Origin of the sequence: Kitasatospora sp. NPDC092039, assembly GCF_044756065.1 — a bacterium.
In the GTDB taxonomy this organism is placed as follows: domain Bacteria; phylum Actinomycetota; class Actinomycetes; order Streptomycetales; family Streptomycetaceae; genus Kitasatospora.
Genome location: NZ_JBIVSD010000019.1, coordinates 61,745 through 77,457 on the forward strand (window position 1 = coordinate 61,745; position 15,713 = coordinate 77,457).

General features: G+C 74.5%; 11 protein-coding genes. 7 read left to right on the forward strand and 4 right to left on the reverse strand.

The window, feature by feature from the left end:
• Positions 1-42 precede the first annotated feature (42 nt).
• The 3 genes from ACIQI7_RS30615 (at position 43) to ACIQI7_RS30625 (ending at position 4,044) form a co-directional block, all read left to right on the forward strand.
• On the forward strand, positions 43-1,194 hold the full coding sequence (locus tag ACIQI7_RS30615; protein WP_401116286.1) for an SUKH-4 family immunity protein: 1,152 nt from the start codon (positions 43-45) through the stop codon (positions 1,192-1,194).
• A 912-nt stretch (positions 1,195-2,106) separates the two neighbouring features.
• Entirely contained in the window at positions 2,107-3,120 is a 1,014-nt protein-coding gene (locus tag ACIQI7_RS30620; RefSeq protein WP_401116289.1) for a DUF2332 domain-containing protein, read from the forward strand.
• 165 nt (positions 3,121-3,285) lie between these two features.
• Positions 3,286-4,044 carry a MerR family transcriptional regulator gene (locus ACIQI7_RS30625; RefSeq protein WP_401116293.1) on the forward strand — a complete coding sequence of 253 codons (759 nt, stop codon included), beginning with the start codon at positions 3,286-3,288 and terminating at the stop codon, positions 4,042-4,044.
• A gap of 82 nt (positions 4,045-4,126) precedes the next feature.
• Here ACIQI7_RS30625 and ACIQI7_RS30630 read toward each other — a convergent pair whose 3' ends face one another.
• Positions 4,127-6,520: an FtsX-like permease family protein gene (locus ACIQI7_RS30630; protein ID WP_401116296.1), complete on the reverse strand. Its 2,394-nt coding sequence runs from the start codon at positions 6,518-6,520 to the stop codon at positions 4,127-4,129.
• Entirely contained in the window at positions 6,517-7,230 is a 714-nt protein-coding gene (locus ACIQI7_RS30635) for an ABC transporter ATP-binding protein (RefSeq protein ID WP_401116299.1), read from the reverse strand. Before ACIQI7_RS30635 ends, ACIQI7_RS30630 begins: the two co-directional genes overlap by 4 nt.
• 274 nt (positions 7,231-7,504) lie before the next feature.
• Here ACIQI7_RS30635 and ACIQI7_RS30640 point away from each other — a divergent pair, with 274 nt between their 5' ends.
• The 4 genes from ACIQI7_RS30640 to ACIQI7_RS30655 all read left to right on the forward strand — a co-directional run bounded on the left by ACIQI7_RS30640 (position 7,505) and on the right by ACIQI7_RS30655 (position 12,049).
• Positions 7,505-8,953, forward strand: coding sequence for a histidine kinase (locus ACIQI7_RS30640; protein WP_401116302.1), 1,449 nt, complete (start codon positions 7,505-7,507; stop codon positions 8,951-8,953).
• A complete protein-coding gene (locus tag ACIQI7_RS30645) occupies positions 8,905-9,552 on the forward strand; it encodes a response regulator (protein ID WP_401116305.1) in 648 nt (215 codons plus the stop codon). The genes ACIQI7_RS30640 and ACIQI7_RS30645 overlap by 49 nt, the downstream gene beginning before the upstream one ends.
• Before the next feature lie 436 nt (positions 9,553-9,988).
• A complete protein-coding gene (locus ACIQI7_RS30650; RefSeq protein ID WP_401116307.1) occupies positions 9,989-11,029 on the forward strand; it encodes an isopenicillin N synthase family dioxygenase in 1,041 nt (346 codons plus the stop codon).
• Between the two features lie 189 nt (positions 11,030-11,218).
• Positions 11,219-12,049 (forward strand): MerR family transcriptional regulator, encoded by an 831-nt coding sequence (locus ACIQI7_RS30655; RefSeq protein ID WP_401116310.1) that lies wholly within the window; start codon positions 11,219-11,221, stop codon positions 12,047-12,049.
• 179 nt (positions 12,050-12,228) lie between these two features.
• Here ACIQI7_RS30655 and ACIQI7_RS30660 read toward each other — a convergent pair whose 3' ends face one another.
• Both ACIQI7_RS30660 and ACIQI7_RS30665 read right to left on the reverse strand, forming a co-directional pair.
• A complete protein-coding gene (locus ACIQI7_RS30660; protein WP_401116313.1) occupies positions 12,229-14,406 on the reverse strand; it encodes a 3-hydroxyacyl-CoA dehydrogenase NAD-binding domain-containing protein in 2,178 nt (725 codons plus the stop codon).
• A gap of 26 nt (positions 14,407-14,432) precedes the next feature.
• Positions 14,433-15,647: an acetyl-CoA C-acetyltransferase gene (locus tag ACIQI7_RS30665; protein WP_380451908.1), complete on the reverse strand. Its 1,215-nt coding sequence runs from the start codon at positions 15,645-15,647 to the stop codon at positions 14,433-14,435.
• Positions 15,648-15,713 lie beyond the last annotated feature (66 nt).

A 15,713-nucleotide genomic window follows, 5' to 3' on the forward strand; every position in this document is an offset into this window, starting at 1 on the left:
GGTCTGTGGGTCACGGGGTAGGTCGGGAAAGGGGTGGGACGGGTGGGGTTCGAGCGGGTGGCGGAGGTGCCGGACGGGGTGGTGCACGCGGGGAGCCGGGAGTTCCTGGTGCGGGAGGGGCTGCCGTCGACGGGGGCGTTCCTGGATTTCGAGGCGCTCGCGGACGGGCAGCTGACGGCGTTCCCCGCGGAGGCGGAGCGACTGTTCGTCCTCGGGGAGACGGAGTACTGCACGCCGTTCGCGGCCGGCGGCAGCCTGGTGCTGCTGGACGGGGCGACCGGCGAGGTGTTCCTGGACAACGGCGGCCCGCGGCGCGACCTGCTGGCCTCCGGCCTGACCGCGCTGGCGGACCTGGTCCGTGAGGTGGACGCGGTGGCCGAGGCGGCCCGACGGCCGGAGGCGCTGGACGGGCGGCGCGGGCCCGCCGTGATGGCGGAGGTGCTGGCGGAGGCCGAGCGGCGGATGCGGGAGGCCGATCCCGGACTGTTCGGCGACGGGTCCGCGCCGCCCCCGCACTGGGGCACCGCGCTGCTGGTGCGGGCGCTGGGCTGGGGTGCGCTGCCGGGCGGTCCGGGCGGGCCCGCGTACGAGATAGCCCCGGAGCTGGTGGCGGAGCTGGCGGCGCTGACGGACCAGGACGGCGGCTCCGGCCGGGTGCACCGCTTCCGGTCCGAGGAACTGCCCGCCGCCCTGGTGCACGGGCCGACCCGGCAGCTGCTGACCGAGGTCGGTCTTCCGCTGGGCGGGGCGATGTTCGGGGTGTGCGAGGAGCCGCTGGTCACCATGGGCGAGGCGTACCCCGAGTACTTCGACGGCGAGGAGGAGCGGCCGTACCAGAGGGACTTCCTGGCCCTCGGGGACTGGCCGACCGACCTCACGATCGCCCTGGACGGCGCCACCGGCCGGCTGGAGCTTCCGGACTGGTACGACGACGGCCACCCCGAGGCCTACCTGAACCGCGATCTGTCCGCCCTGCTCTACGCCCTCTGGACGTACGAGCGGCTGCGTGCCGAGTGGGACCGCTGGGACTACGGCCGGGCCCGGGACACCTGGGCGGTGTTCGATCCGCAGGCACTGCTGAGCGCGGTGGTGGACCGGCTGGTGGAGGCCGTCGACCCGGAGGCCTTCGCCTCGCCGGGCTGCTCCTGGCGGCTGCTCGCCGAGGACGGCCACATGGGCGGACTGCTGGGCTGAGCGCCTCAGCCGGCCCGGCCCCGGTGCCGGGCGGGGGCCGGGCCGGGCCGGGCCGATCGGGCTGACCGGAGTGGGCGTCGATCGGCTCCGGCAGGCTGCGGCGGATGTGGAGCGGGGCAGGAACACCGGCAGGAAGGCCTTCGCCAGGACGGCCCCGCCGAGCCGGACCGTGGAGCGCGGGCCGAGGAGTTCACCGAGCAGACCGGAGAGCGCGGAGCCGACCGCCGGCTGGCCGGGGACGATGCCCCCATCGACCGGCACATCGCCGAGGCGGGCGCGGCGTCGGCCGATCTGCGGGCCGGGCGCAGCGGCAGCCTGACCGTCCGCTGGTTCGCCACCGCCTGCGCCGCGTTCCGCCGGGAGCCTCCGGGCGTACGGCTCGACCTCGGCACGACCGAGCCGGCGGGCCCGCTCAGACGAGGTGTGGGTCGGCCGCGCCGGGCTGGCGGTGGTGATCCGTCCCACGGACGCGCCGGTTCCGGACCCGCCTGCGGGGTCCGCCTGCGGGACGATCCGCACCGCACCGTGCTGACCCCGGGCCACCGGCTCGCCGCTCGGTGCGTGCTCGGAGCTGGCCGAACTCGCGGACGGGGTCTGGGTGGGCACCGGACCGCCCGACCCGGTCCCGGACCACGCCACCGCGCAGGGGGTCGTCGCGGCCGGGTTGGGGGTGCTGCCCCTGAGCTGGGTATGAGCCTGCGCCATCCGGGTATCGGCGTGCGGCGGTTGCGCGATCGGGACCCGGTTCGCACCGTGCACGCCGTCGTCCGGGAGGGGCCTGGGGCCGACCGGTGCTCGGCGTGCTGGTCGGTGCGCTGGGGGCGGCGGAAGGCGCGACGGAAGGCGCGGCGGGCCGGGCGTAGGCTGGGCCGGTTCGACCATGCGAGAGGGTACGGAAGGGACGTGCGGGGGATGCGCGGCGATACTGGGGAGCTCTACCGGGCATTCGCGGAGCGGGAGGCGCGCGGCAATTCGGCGAGCTACCAGGAGCTGGCCGAACGCGTCGCCGGGGACGGTCGGTTGTGTGCGCTGCTGGACGGGCTTCCGGCCGCGAAGCGGCAGCCGAACCTGCTGTTCGGCGCCGTCCGGCACTTGGGCGGCCCGGTGACGGAGGGCTGGCCGGCCTTCCGCGACTGGGCGGTGGGGCACTGGGCCGAGGTCTCGGCGACGATGCTGGAGCGGCGGACGCAGACCAACGAGGCGGGCCGCTGCGCGACCCTGCTGCCGGTGCTGGCCGCACTGCCGCAGCCGCTCGCCCTGATCGAGGTGGGCGCCTCGGCCGGGCTCTGCCTGTACCCGGACCGGTACCGGTATCGGTACCGCTACGTGACCGGGACGGGCTTCGGCTCCGAGATCGGTCCCGAGTTCGGCCCCGAGGCGAGCCCGGTGACGCTGGACTGCGAGCTGAGCGGGCCGGTGCCGTTGCCCGCCTCCCTGCGGGAGCGGCTGCCCGAGGTGGTGTGGCGGGCCGGGATCGACCTCAATCCGCTGGACGTGCGGGCCGAGGAGGACATGCGCTGGCTGGAGTCGCTGGTCTGGCCCGAGCAGACCCACCGGCTGGACCGGTTGCGCGGCGCCGTGCGGGTCGCCCGGGCCGAACCGCCGCTGCTGGTGCGCGGCGATCTCAACGCGACGGTACGGGAGTTGGTGGCACGGGCCCCGGCGGGGGCGACGCCGGTGGTGTTCCACAGCGCGGTGCTCGCGTACCTGCCGCCGGAGGAGCGGGAGGAGTTCGCGGCGACGATGCGCGAGCTGCCCGGGCACTGGATCTCCAACGAGGCGGTCTCGGTGCTGCCGAGCGTCGCCCGGCGCCTTCCCCTCCCCGCCCCGGCCGGGTCCGGGCTGTTCGCGCTCGCCCTGGACGAGCGGCCGGTGGCCTTCACCGGGCCGCACGGGCAGTCCCTGGACTGGTTCGGCGAGGCATAGGCGGCCGGACGACGGGGCGACCGGGGCCTGCTGGAGACCGGCGGGGGCGGAGCGGGGCGTCGGGCTTGAAACTGCCGCAGCGGCAGCTCCTACCGTCGTGACCGGGGCCGGAGAACCGGCCCCGGTCCACGCGAACGTGGGGACGCGGAAACGAGGGAGGCGGCCATGGCCTGGCCCATCGCCGAGGTGGCCCGGATGTCGAACGTGACCGCCCGGACGCTCCGGCACTACGACGAGATCGGACTGCTGACCCCGGCCTGGATCGGCTCCAACGGCCACCGCTACTACGAGGAGCGGCAGTTGCTCCAGCTGCAGCAGATCCTGGTGCTGCGGGCCCTGGGCGTGGGGCTGACCGAGATCGCCCGGATCCTGGGCGATCAGGTGGACGAGTTGGAGGCCCTGCGGGGCCACCGCCGGCGGCTGGTGGCCGAGCGCGACCGGCTCGACGCCCTGGCCGTCACCGTTTCCCGCACGATCGCCGACCTGGAACGCTCCCGGAAGGACGGCACACCCATGACCATCAACCGCCCCGAGAACCTGTTCGAAGGCGTCCAGCCCGACGACGTCGACGCGAGCCTGCGCGACTTCCCCGAGCACGCCGAGGCGGCCCGGCGTGCGACCGCCGCGATGACCCCGGCCGAGATCGAGGCCGGACAGCGCGAGCGGACCGCCCGCATGATCCACCTGGCCGAGCTGATGGCCGCCGGCCACCCCGCCGACGCCGAGCCCGTGCAGAGCGCGATCGACGAGGAGTACCGACTGCTCGGTACCCTCCGGTCCGTCCCGACCGGGGAGTACCTGGCGATCGCCCGTTCCTGCACCGAGAACGAGCGGTGGAGCGCCGCGTACGAGGCCGTCGCCCCGGGCCTGGCCGCGTACCAGCGTGCCGCCATGGAGGCGTACGCGGCGGCGCGGCTGTCCTGATCCGGGCCGGGAGGGGCCGGAGGGCTCCGGCTGGGCGCCGTGTCCGCCCCGGCTCCCGGCCCTCCCTCGCCCGCACTCCATGTCACTCCGTCCGCAGTGCCGTGACCGTGCGGGTGCGGGCCGCCCAGGTGGCCGGGAGGGCGGCGCCGAGCAGGGCCAACACCAAGCCGCCGAGTATCAGCGGCCCCACCACCGGCGGGGCGAACACGGCGAGGTCCGCGTCCGGCACCCCGATCCCGGCGGCCCGGGCCATCGCGGGCAGCACCTGGTGATGCACCAGGACGCCGATCGGGACCCCGACCAACCCGGCCGCCAGCCCGCTGCCGCAGACCGAGGTGAGCACCATACCGACGGTCTGCCGGGGAGACATCCCGAGCGCCTTGAGCACCCCGAGGTCGTGCACCCGCTCCCGGGTGTCCAGCAGCACGGTGTTGAGCACTCCGAGCCCTGCCACCACGGCGAGCAGCAGCGTGAGCGTGCCCGCCAGGGTGTTCATCGCCAGCATCACGATGTTGACGTGCTCCCCGCCGGACTCGGCGCCCAGCCCCATCGGCCGCACGGCCTGGTCCAGCCCGTCGGCGTAGGCCCGCGCGTCGGTTCCCGGGGTGAGGTCGACGTGGAAGGCGAGCGCCTCGGTGCGGATCGCGCCGCCGAGCGGAGCCAGCGTCGCCCGGTCCGTGAACACCACGTCGCTGGTGGCCAGGACCTCACCGGTGATCTTCGCCGGGGTGCTGCGCCCGTGGTCGGCGAGGGTGACGGTGTCTCCGACCTTCGCCTGGTTGGCCCGCAGGTAGGCGGCGGCCACCACGATCTCGCCGGGGCCCCGGAACCAGCGGCCGGAGATCATGTGGAAGCCGCTCCAGGAGGCGTCGCCGTCGAAGGCGACCACCGCGGAGCGCCCGGTGTTCCCGGCCAGGGCGACCTGGGTCGGCACGCTGCTGTACCAGGCCCGGGTGCCCGGACGGGAGTCGATCGCCTTGGCCACGGCCGCCTCGTCCACGTGGTCGACGGGCTGTGCGGCGCCCTCGATCGGGACCTGGACCACCACCCCGCCCGCACGGTCGGCCGTCAGCCCCTCCTGGAGGGAGCCCAGGGAGAGCGTCAGGCCGACGCAGAGGGTGACTCCGACGGTGCCGAGCGCCACGGCGGCGCCGGTGGTCGCCGAGCGGCCCGGCCGGTTGAGCGGGGAGGCCAGCCCGAGGCTGAGCGCCCGGGACACCGGCAGTCGGCCGATCACGTCCTGCACCCGGGACAGCCGGCCCGCCGGCCCTGCCCCGGTGGCCGAACCGCGGGCGGCCGCCCGCTTGGCGCCCGGCGCCGTCCGGCCGATCGCGAGCGCCTCCACCGTCCGCAGCCGTCCGGCCCGCAGCGCCGGCACCAGCGCGGTGCCTGCCACGGCCGCCGGCGCCACCACCGCGACCACGGCGTCCACCCAGACCGGGATGCCGAGCAGTCCGCCGCGCAGGGCCTTGTGGGCCAGCCCGAGGACCGGCACCGACAGCAGGTTGCCGACGAGCACGCCGAGCGCCGTGCCGAGCCCGGCGGGGATCAGCGCCTGGCCGACGTAGGCGCGTGCCACCTGGGCCGGGGTGAAGCCCAGGGACTTGAGGATGCCGATCCGGCGGGTGGCGGCGCTGACCGCGCCGCTGACCACGACGCCGATGATCAGTACCGACATGGCCAGACCGAGCACCCCGAAGGCCGTGACGAACGGGACGAAGGTCGCGGCCGTCCGGTTCGCCTCCTCCCGGACGGGCCGGTAGGAGGTGGCCCTGGCGAGGGCCTCGCCCGGGACCGCGGCGGCCAGCGCGGCGCGGTCGGCCTCCACCTCGGCGTCGCTGCCGGCGTGGGCGAAACGGTAGAGGTACTGGGCGGCGGGCGCGGTGCCGGGCGCCGTCAGCCCGGCCACCTGCTCCGGGGCGACCCAGCCGTCCGCGCTCCAGGAGACCGAGGCCGCCAGGCCGACGACCTTGAGCGTCGGGTGCCCCGGCAGGTCCGGGAACTCCATGCTGTCGCCTACCGCCAGCGGGGAGTGCCCGTCCAGGAACACCACCTCGCCGGGGCCCGCCGTCCAGCGGCCGTCGGTGATCCGCAGGCCGTCCAGCGGGCCGTCCTGGCCGCGGCCGACCAAGGTCATCGGCGGCAGCGGGCTGCCGGTCGGCGGGATCCGGGTGCCGGGGCCGGAACGCGGCCGGACCGTCACCGCCTGGTAGGGGCCGGCCGCGGCCGTCACCCCGGGCGCGTGGGCCGTCGCGGCGAGCTGGGCGGGGCTCGCCCTCGCCTGGTCGTACAGCACGTTGAGGTGGGCGCCGTGCTGGTCGGCGAAGGAGCGCTGGTACGGGCCCCGGGCGGCGACCAGCAGCCCGAGCGCCAGGATGCAGGCCGTCACCGACGCCGTCGTGGTGAGCACCATCACCAGCGTCTGCACCCGCCGGCGGCCGACCCCGGCGCGCACCACCTTGCCGAGCGCGCTCATCGGCCACCGCCCGGGGCCGACACGGCCGCCGTGTCCCGGACCAGCCGGCCGTCGAGCAGTTCGATCGTCCGGTCGGCGCAGGCCTCGGCGAGCGCGGTGTCGTGGGTGACCAGCAGGATCGTCTGGCCCTCCGCGTTGAGCCCGCGCAGCAGGTCGCGGACGTCGGCGGCCGAGGCGGTGTCCAGCGCCCCGGTGGGCTCGTCGGCCAGCAGCAGCGGCGGGCGGTTCATCAGTGCCCGGGCCGCCGCGACCCGTTGGCGTTCTCCGCCGGAGAGCCGACCGGGGAAGGCCTTGGCGTGCCGGGCCACCCCCAGCCGCTCCAACAGCTCCCCGGCCCGGGCCCGGGCCTGCTCCCGCCGCATCCCGGCCAGCTGGGCCGGGAGCAGCACGTTGTCCTCCGCGTTCAGGTCGTCCAGCAGGTTGAAGAACTGGAACACCATGCCGATCCGCGCCCGCCGGTACTCGGCCAGCGCGGCCTCGCCGAGCCGGTGCACGGGCACGCCGTCCACCTCCACCTCGCCCTCGCTCGGGCGGTCGAGGCCGGCGACCAGGTTCAGCAGGGTGGACTTGCCGCTGCCCGAACGGCCGAGCACGGCCAGCGCCTCGCCGGCCCGGACCTCCAGGTCGAGCCCGGCCAGGGCGGGACGGGCGGCGTCGGATCGGTCGTACGTCTTGCTGACGCCGCGGATCCGGATGATCGGCGCGTTCACGGGCCCTCCACGGTTCGAGGTCCGGCACGGGAACCCCGGGCCGGCTGACGGGACATGACGCTACGTATCGGCGGCGGGGTGCCGACAGCCGTCTGGACGGCCTCTCAGGGGTGTATTCAGATACACCCCGAACTGGGTGTTCAGGCCTAGAGCGCCGCAGGCCCCGGCCGGGCAGACTGACCCATCGAAAGATCGGAACCGGGGTCCGCGGGGGGCTTCGGGGCCGCGGCTTCGAGGCCTCCGGACGGGGGCCGCGGAAGGGAAAGGGGGCGTCATGGACGCGGGAGTGCCGAACGGGCTGGCCCTGCGGGTCGGCCGGGCCTGCGCGGACGGGGTGCGCGCCTGGTACGCGGTGACGCTGGCCGTGACGGGCCTCCTGGCGCTGCTGGCCGGGCCGGTCCTGCTGGCCGCCGCGCTGTTCGGGCCGGACGAGCCCCGGGGCCTCCACCCGGGTGGGCCGCTGATCCTGGCGGTGCCGATGGCGCCGGTCGCCCTCTGGGCGCTCTGCTGGGCCACCGGGGGCGGCGGCCGGGCGGTCGGCGCCGCGCTGTTCGCCCCGGGGGCGATAGCGCTGATGGCGACGCACGTCTACGGCGGTGCCGCGCCCGGCGGCCGGGCCGGCTCGGTCTGGCTGGCGCCCTCGCTGCTGGTGCTCGGGCTGTTCGGCGCCCGCTGGATCGCGACGGAGAGCAGGCGGACGGTCGGCAGGTGGAGCGGGCGGCCGATCCCGGTGCCCTACCGCCGGCCGGTCGGCGCCGGGCGGTGGCAGCGGCTGCGGGCCGGCGGCTGGCTCACCGACCCGGCGACCTGGCGGGACTTCGCCTGGACGCTGCTCACCGGCGCCACGGTGCTGCTCACCGGTGTGATCGTCCTGCTGGCCCCGGTCGCCCTGGAGGTCTTCGGCCGGGACGGACGGTTCTTCGCACTGGGCGTCGTCTACGCGATGGGCCTGACCGCCGCGCCGCTGGCCGTCCTGTGGGCCGCCCCACCGGCCCTGCGGATCCACGAGAAGGCCGCCCGGGCCCTGCTCGGGCCCTCCCGGCGGGCCGAGCTCGCCCGTCAGGTCAGCCACCTCGCGCGGACCAGGGCGGACACCATCGACGCCGGCGCGGCCGAGCTGCGCCGGATCGAGCGGGACCTGCACGACGGGGCGCAGGCCCGGCTGGTGGCGCTCGGCATGCTGCTGACCGTGGCCGAGCAGCTGAAGGAGGACCCGGACGCCCTCGGGCCGCTGCTGGCCGAGGCCCGGCTGTCCTCGGTGAAGGCGCTCGGCGAGCTGCGGGACCTGGTCCGCGGCATCCACCCCCCGGTGCTCGCCGACCGCGGCCTGGCCGACGCGGTGCGGGCGACGGCGCTGGACCTGCCGCTGCCGGTCGACTTCACCGGCGGCCTGCCCGGCCGGGCGCCCGCCCCGGTGGAGTCCGCCGCCTACTTCGCGGTGACGGAGCTGTTGACCAATGCGGTGAAGCACGCCGGGGCCTCGCGGGTGTGGATCGACGTAGGGCACAGTGACGGGCTGCTGCGGATATCGGTCACCGACGACGGGCGGGGCGGCGCCGATCCGTCCCGGGGGACCGGCCTCAGCGGAACCGAACGCCGACTGGCCGCCTTCGACGGGGTGCTCGCGATCAGCAGCCCGCCCGGCGGGCCGACCATCGTGAACCTGGAGATCCCGTGCGCGTTGTCATCGCCGAAGACCTCTTCCTCCTCCGGGACGGCCTGACCAGGCTGCTGGAGGCCAACGGCATGAAGGTCACCGCGGCGGTGGAGGACGGCGAGCAACTGCTCGCCGCGGTGGCCGCGGACCGGCCCGACATCGCCGTGGTGGACGTCCGGCTGCCCCCGGGCTTCACCGACGAGGGGCTGCGGGCCGCGCTGGCGGCCCGTAAGGCCCACCCCGGCCTGCCCGTCCTGGTGCTGTCGCAGTTCGTGGAGCAGCTGTACGCGCGCGAGCTGCTGGCCGGCAGCACCGGCGGGATCGGCTACCTGCTCAAGGACCGGGTGATGGACGGCACCCAGTTCATCGATGCCGTACGACGGGTCGCCCAGGGCGGCACCGCGATGGATCCGGAGGTGATCACCCGCCTGCTCACCCACAACTCCTCGGCCGGTCCGGTCTCCACCCTCTCGCCGCGCGAACGGCAGGTGCTGGCCCTGATGGCGGAGGGCCGGTCCAACGCGGCGATCGCCCAGCAGCTGGTGATCACCGAGCGGGCGGTCGCCAAGCACACCGCGTCGATCTTCGTCCGGCTCGATCTCCAGCCCTCCGACGACGACAACCGCCGGGTCCTCGCCGTCCTGGCCTACCTCAACAACTCCTGAAAGGGGCCCTGCCTCCCGAATCCGCAACTCCCGAATCCGCGACTCCCGACACCGCCTCTCCTGAAAGGGGCCGCCCGTCGACCGCGCGCCGACACCACCACCGGCAGCACCATCAGCACCACCACCCCACAGCTTGATAGTCCACCGACAAGTGATGGATGGACCTCCGCCGTAGGGGGCTCGCCTGCCGTGGAACGGGTCAATTAGGCTGGTGGAGTGCTCATCCTTGTTCGCCGCCGCCACGTGGACCTGCTCCGCGTGACGACCATGTCCTGTCGACGCTCCGGCTGAACCTCGCGCCACCACCCTCAACGGCGACCCCTGCCCGGTCGCCACCACCTCCCGGCTCCCGAGCACCCGCCGCACCAGGCGCTGCTCCGGCCGTCCCCGGTCGACCACCGGGACCAGCCGGGACGAGACCCAGCGGATGTCACACATGACGCAGCAGTACACCCCCATATCCGAAACCGGTGCCGGATCCGTCCCCGACGCCCTCCCGGTGATCGACCTCTCGCTCGCCGACGGCAGCCCGGAGGACCGCCGCCGGCTGCACGACGAACTCCGCTCCGCGGCCACCGGCGTCGGCTTCTTCCAGCTCGTCGGCCACGGCGTGACCCCGGAGGAGACCGCCGCGCTCACCCGGGCCATGCGCGCCTTCTTCACGCTCCCCGAGGCCGACCGGCTCGCCGTGAGCAACCTCAACTCCCCCCACTACCGGGGCTACACCCGCACCGGAGACGAGCGCACCGGCGGCAGCCAGGACTGGCGCGACCAGCTGGACATCGGCGCCGAGCTGCCCCCGCACGTCCCCGGCACCGGCGAGCCCCCGTACTGGTGGCTGGAGGGGCCCAACCAGTGGCCCGCGGCGCTGCCCGAGCTGCGCACCGCCGCGCTCGGCTGGATCGACCACCTCGGCGACGTCGCCCGTCGCCTGCTGCATGAACTCCTCTCCGCGATCGGCGCCCGCCCCGACTTCTACGACGAGGCCTTCGCGGGCCACCCCCACCTGCGTCTGAAGCTGGTCCGCTACCCCGGCACCGCCCCGGACGGCGCCGGCCAGGGTGTCGGCGCCCACAAGGACTACGGCTTCATCACCCTGCTGCTGCAGGACACCGTCGGCGGCCTCCAGGTCGAGCGCGCGGACGGCACCTTCCTGGACGTCCCGCCGCTCGACGGCGCCTTCGTCGTCAACCTCGGCGAGCTGCTGGAGGTGGCCACGGACGGCTACCTCAAGGCCACCAGCCACCGGGTGGTCAGCCCGCCCGGCGCCCGCGAGCGCTTCTCGGTGCCGTTCTTCTACAACCCCCGCCTCGACGCCCACATCGAGCCGCTGGACTTCCCGCTCGCCCACCACGCCCCCGGAGCCACCGAGGACCCGGACAACCCGCTCTTCGCCGACTTCGGCCTCAACGAGTGGAAGGGCTACACCAGGGCCCACCCCGAGGTCACCCGCCGCCACCACCCCGCCCTCGCCTGACCCGCAGCGCACACCGTCCCGACGCCCCTGCCCGAAGCCGGACCGGATCCCCGGCGGACGGCAGGGGCGTCGGCGTACCCGGCCGGACGCCCCGTCCCCGCACCGCCCTCCCCATCGGTGGACCGCCATGCACCGCACTGTCACACTGCTGCTGTCACAGCAGGAGTGTGCCAGTGCGGGAGGCGGCAAATGGGGGAGCACGGCGGGGCCGGAACCGGGGCCACGACCGGGGCCACGACCGGAGCCGGAGCCGGGCCGCGGCTGACGGTGGACGAGCTGGCGGCGCGGGCCGGGGTGACGGTACGGACGGTGCGGTTCTACGGGACGAAGGGCCTGCTGCCGCCGCCGGAGCTGGGGCCGCGGCGGGTGGGGCTGTACGGGGCGGCGCACCTGGACCGGCTGGAGCTGATCGAGGAACTGCAGCGGCAGGGGCTGACGCTGGCCGCGATCGAGCGGTACCTGGCGCGGCTGCCGGAGGACAGCTCCCCGCTGGACCTGGCGATCCACCGGGCGCTGGTGGCGTCCTGGACGCCGGAGACCCCGGAGGAGGCCACCAGGACGCAGCTGGAGCGCCGGGCCGGTCGGGGGCTGACGGAGGAGCAGGTCGAGCGGCTCGCCGCCATGGGGGCGCTGGAGCGGACGGGCGATCCGGAGGTGTTCCGGGTTGATCCCGGCCTGCTGCCGCTGGGCGTGCGGATCCTGGACGTGCCGATCCCCTTGGAGACGCTGCTGGCGGCCCGGGGGGTGGTGCTGGAGCACAGCCGGGCGACGGCGCGGGAGCTGCAGCGGCTGTTCCGCGAGACGGTGTGGAAGCCGTACCGGGAGAGCGAGCCGGAGCCGGCGGAGCTGGCCCGGATGCGGGCGCTGACCGACCACATCCAGCCGATGGTGGCGCAGGCACTGGTCACGGCCTTCCAGCGGTACCTGCGGGAGGAGCTGGGCGAGGAGTTGCGCCAGGAGCACGAGCACGAGCACCAGCACCAGCACGAACAGGAGCATGAGCAGAAGCAGGCCCGGTAGCAGCCACGACAGGAGCAGGAGCAGGAACCCGGTGAGGCCGTGCACCGCACGGCCTCACCGGGGCAAGGACCGACCCGCCGGTCAGCCCGAGAGCCCCAGCCCGAGAGTCCCAGCCCGAGAGCCTCAGCCCGAGAACTTCAGTCCGAGAACCCCAGTCCGAGCACCTCGGTCCAAGAAGCTCAGTCCGTGAACGTCCGCCCCTCCGCCGCGACCCGCTCCAGCAGCGCCGGCGGCGCGAACCGCTCGCCGTACGCGGCGGCGAGTTCGCGGGCGCGGGCCACGAAGCCGGCCGGGCCGCCCTCGTACCCGTTGATGTACTGGAACACGCCGCCCGTCCAGGCCGGGAAGCCGATGCCGAGGATCGAGCCGACGTTGGCGTCGGCGACCGAGGTCAGCACGCCCTCCTCCAGACAGCGCACCGAGTCCAGCGCCTCGCTGAACAGCATCCGCTCCTTGAGGTCCTCGAACGGGACGTCGGCGGGCGAGCCGCCGAAGTGCTCCAGCAGCCCCGGCCAGAGCCGCCCGCGCTTGCCGTCCTCGCCGTACTCGTAGAAGCCCGCGCCGCCGCTGCGTCCGGGGCGGCCGAACTCGTCGACCATCCGGTCGACCACCGCGTCGGCCGGGTGCGGCGTCCAGGTGCCGCCGACGGCCTCCACCGAGCACCGGTACTCGTCGCGGATCTTGCGCGGCAGGGTGAGGGTGAGCTCGTCCATCAGGGAGAGCACCTTGGCGGGGTAGCCGGCCTGGGCTGCGGCCTGCTCGATGCTGGCAGGGTGGACGCCCTCGCCGACCATGGCGACGCCCTCGTTGAGGAACTGGCCGATCACCCGCGAGGTGAAGAAGCCGCGCGAGTCGTTGACCACGATCGGGGTGCGCCCGATCTGCCGGACCAGGTCGAAGGCGCGGGCGAGGGCGCCGTCCCCGGTCTGCGGGCCGCGGATGATCTCGACCAGGCGCATCTTGTCGACCGGCGAGAAGAAGTGCAGCCCGATGAAGTCGGCCTGGCGCTCGACGCCCTCCGCGAGCACGCCGATCGGCAGGGTGGAGGTGTTGGAGCAGAGCAGCGCGTCGGGGTCGACCACGCCCTCGATCTCCTGGAACACCTTGTGCTTGAGCTCGGTGTTCTCGAAGACGGCCTCGATCACCGCGTCGCAGCCGGCCAGGTCGGCGGTGTCGCCGGTGGGGGTGATCCGGGCGAGCAGCTCGTCGCGCTCGGCCTCGGTGGAGCGCCCGCGCGCGACGGCCTTGGCCAACAACCCCTCGGAGTAGGCCTTGCCGCGCTCGGCGGCCTCGACGCCGACGTCCTTGAGCACGACCTCGATGCCGGCCTTGGCGCAGGTGTAGGCGATGCCCGCGCCCATCATCCCGGCGCCGAGCACCGCGACCCTGCGGACCAGCCGCTTCTCTACATCCTTCGGGCGCCCGGCACCGGAGTTGACCGCCTGCATGTCGAAGAACAGTGCCTGGATCATGTTCTTGCTGGTCTGTCCGCAGGCCAGCTCGGTGAAGTAGCGGGCCTCGACGGTCATCGCGGTGTCGACGTCCACCTGCGCGCTCTCCACGGCGGCGGCCAGGACGTTGCGCGGCGCCGGGTAGGGCGCGCCGTTCAGCTGCTTGCGCAGGTTGGCCGGGAAGGCGGGCAGGTTGGCGGCGAAGGCCGGAGTGGCGGGGGTGCCGCCGGGGATCTTGTACCCCTTGACGTCCCAGGGCTGGACGGCGGTCGGGTTGGCCTCGATCCAGGCGCGCGCCCGGGCGGCCAGTTCCTCGGGGGTGTCGACCAGTTCGTGCACCAGACCGTGCTCCAGCGCCTGCGCCGGACGGTACTGGCGGCCCTGGAGGAGGAACTTCAGCAGGGCGTCGGTGATGCCGAACAGCCGGACCGTACGGACCACTCCGCCGCCGCCCGGCAGCAGGCCGAGGGTGACCTCGGGCAGGCCGATCCGGCTGGCCGGGGTGTCCAGCGCGATCCGGTGGTGGCAGGCGAGGGCGATCTCCAGGCCGCCGCCGAGCGCGCTGCCGTTGACGGCGGCGACGACGGGCTTGCCGAGGGTCTCCAGCGTGCGCAGCGCGCGCTTGATCCGCATCGACTTCTCGAAGACGGCCCCGGCGTCCTGCGGGCGGGCGGCGGAGAGCATCCGCAGGTCTCCCCCGGCGAAGAAGGTGTTCTTGCCGGAGGTGATCACCACGCCGCGCAGCGCGTCGGAGGAGGCGAGTTCGGCCAGGCGCCCGACGACGGTCTCGAAGTCGGCGGTGAAGGCCTCGTTCATGGTGTTGACGGACTGGGTGGGGTCGTCGAGGACGAGGGTGACCACGCCGTCCTGGTCCTGCTCCCAGCGGATGGTGGTGGTGTCGCTCATCAGGTGCTCCAGGTCTGGGAGGGGGGTCAGATGCGCTCGACGATGGTGGCGATGCCCATGCCGCCGCCCACGCAGAGGGTGATCAGGCCGTAGCGCAGGTCGCGCCGCTCCAGTTCGTCGATCACGGTGCCGAGCAGCATCGCGCCGGTGGCGCCGAGCGGGTGGCCGAGCGCGATCGCGCCGCCGTTGACGTTCACCTGGTCGTGACGGAAGCCGAGTTCGCGGATGAAGCGGAGCGCGACCGCGGCGAAGGCCTCGTTGATCTCGACCAGGTCGATGTCGGCGGCGGTGAGCCCGGCCTTGGCGAGCGCCTTGTGGGTGGCCGGGGCGGGGCCGGTGAGCATGATGGTCGGCTCGGAGCCGGAGACGGCGGCGGAGACGATCCGGGCGCGCGGGCGCAGCCCGTACCGCTCGCCGACCTCGCGGTTGCCGATGGCGACGAGGGCGGCGCCGTCCACGATGCCGGAGGAGTTGCCCGCGTGGTGGACGTGGTCGATGGCCTCGACCCAGTGGTACTTCTGCAGGGCGACGGCGTCGAAGCCGCCGGCCTCGCCGATGGCGGCGAAGGACGGCTTGAGGCCGGCCAGGGTCTCGACGGTGGTGCCGGGGCGGATGAACTCGTCGCGCTCCAGCACGACCAGGCCGTTGCGGTCGCGCACCGGGACGACCGAGCGGTCGAACAGGCCGTCCGCCTGGGCCTTGGCCGCGCGGGCCTGGGACTCGGCGGCGAAGGCGTCCACGTCGGTGCGGGAGAGGCCCTCGATGGTGGCGATGAGGTCGGCGCCGATGCCCTGCGGGGCGAAGTTGGTCTCGTACGCGGTCATCGGGTCGGCGAACCAGGCGCCGCCGTCGGAGGCCATCTTCACCCGGGACATCGACTCCACGCCGCCGGCCAGGACCAGGTCCTCCCAGCCGGAACGGACCTTGGCGGCGGCCAGGTTGACGGCTTCCAGGCCGGAGGCGCAGAAGCGGTTCTCCTGGACGCCGGCGACGGTGTCGGGCAGGCCGGCCGCGATGGCGGCGATCCGGGCGATGTCGGAGCCCTGGTCGCCGACCGGGCTGACCACGCCGAGCACGATGTCGTCGATCGCGGCCGGGTCCAACCCGGGGAAGCGGTTGCGCAGTTCGTGGATCAGTCCGACGACCAGGTCGATCGGCTTGGTGCCGTGCAGCGAGCCGGAGGCCTTGCCCCGGCCGCGCGGGGTGCGGATCGCGTCGTAGACGTACGCTTCGGTGGTCACGGTGGGAACGCCTTTCAGCGGGTTTTCGGGGGCGGGAGGTCCGCGGGGCGGAAAGCTCGAGAGGGT

What these genes read in the sequence shown, in the direction of transcription:
- ACIQI7_RS30620 (WP_401116289.1), top strand. Translation starts at nt 2,107, where the DNA reads ATGCGCGGCGATACTGGGGAGCTCTACCGGGCATTCGCGGAGCGGGAG.
- ACIQI7_RS30625 (WP_401116293.1), top strand. Translation starts at nt 3,286, where the DNA reads ATGGCCTGGCCCATCGCCGAGGTGGCCCGGATGTCGAACGTGACCGCC.
- ACIQI7_RS30630 (WP_401116296.1), bottom strand. Translation starts at nt 6,520, where the DNA reads ATGAGCGCGCTCGGCAAGGTGGTGCGCGCCGGGGTCGGCCGCCGGCGG.
- ACIQI7_RS30640 (WP_401116302.1), top strand. Translation starts at nt 7,505, where the DNA reads ATGGACGCGGGAGTGCCGAACGGGCTGGCCCTGCGGGTCGGCCGGGCC.
- ACIQI7_RS30650 (WP_401116307.1), top strand. Translation starts at nt 9,989, where the DNA reads ATGACGCAGCAGTACACCCCCATATCCGAAACCGGTGCCGGATCCGTC.
- ACIQI7_RS30655 (WP_401116310.1), top strand. Translation starts at nt 11,219, where the DNA reads ATGGGGGAGCACGGCGGGGCCGGAACCGGGGCCACGACCGGGGCCACG.
- ACIQI7_RS30660 (WP_401116313.1), bottom strand. Translation starts at nt 14,406, where the DNA reads ATGAGCGACACCACCACCATCCGCTGGGAGCAGGACCAGGACGGCGTG.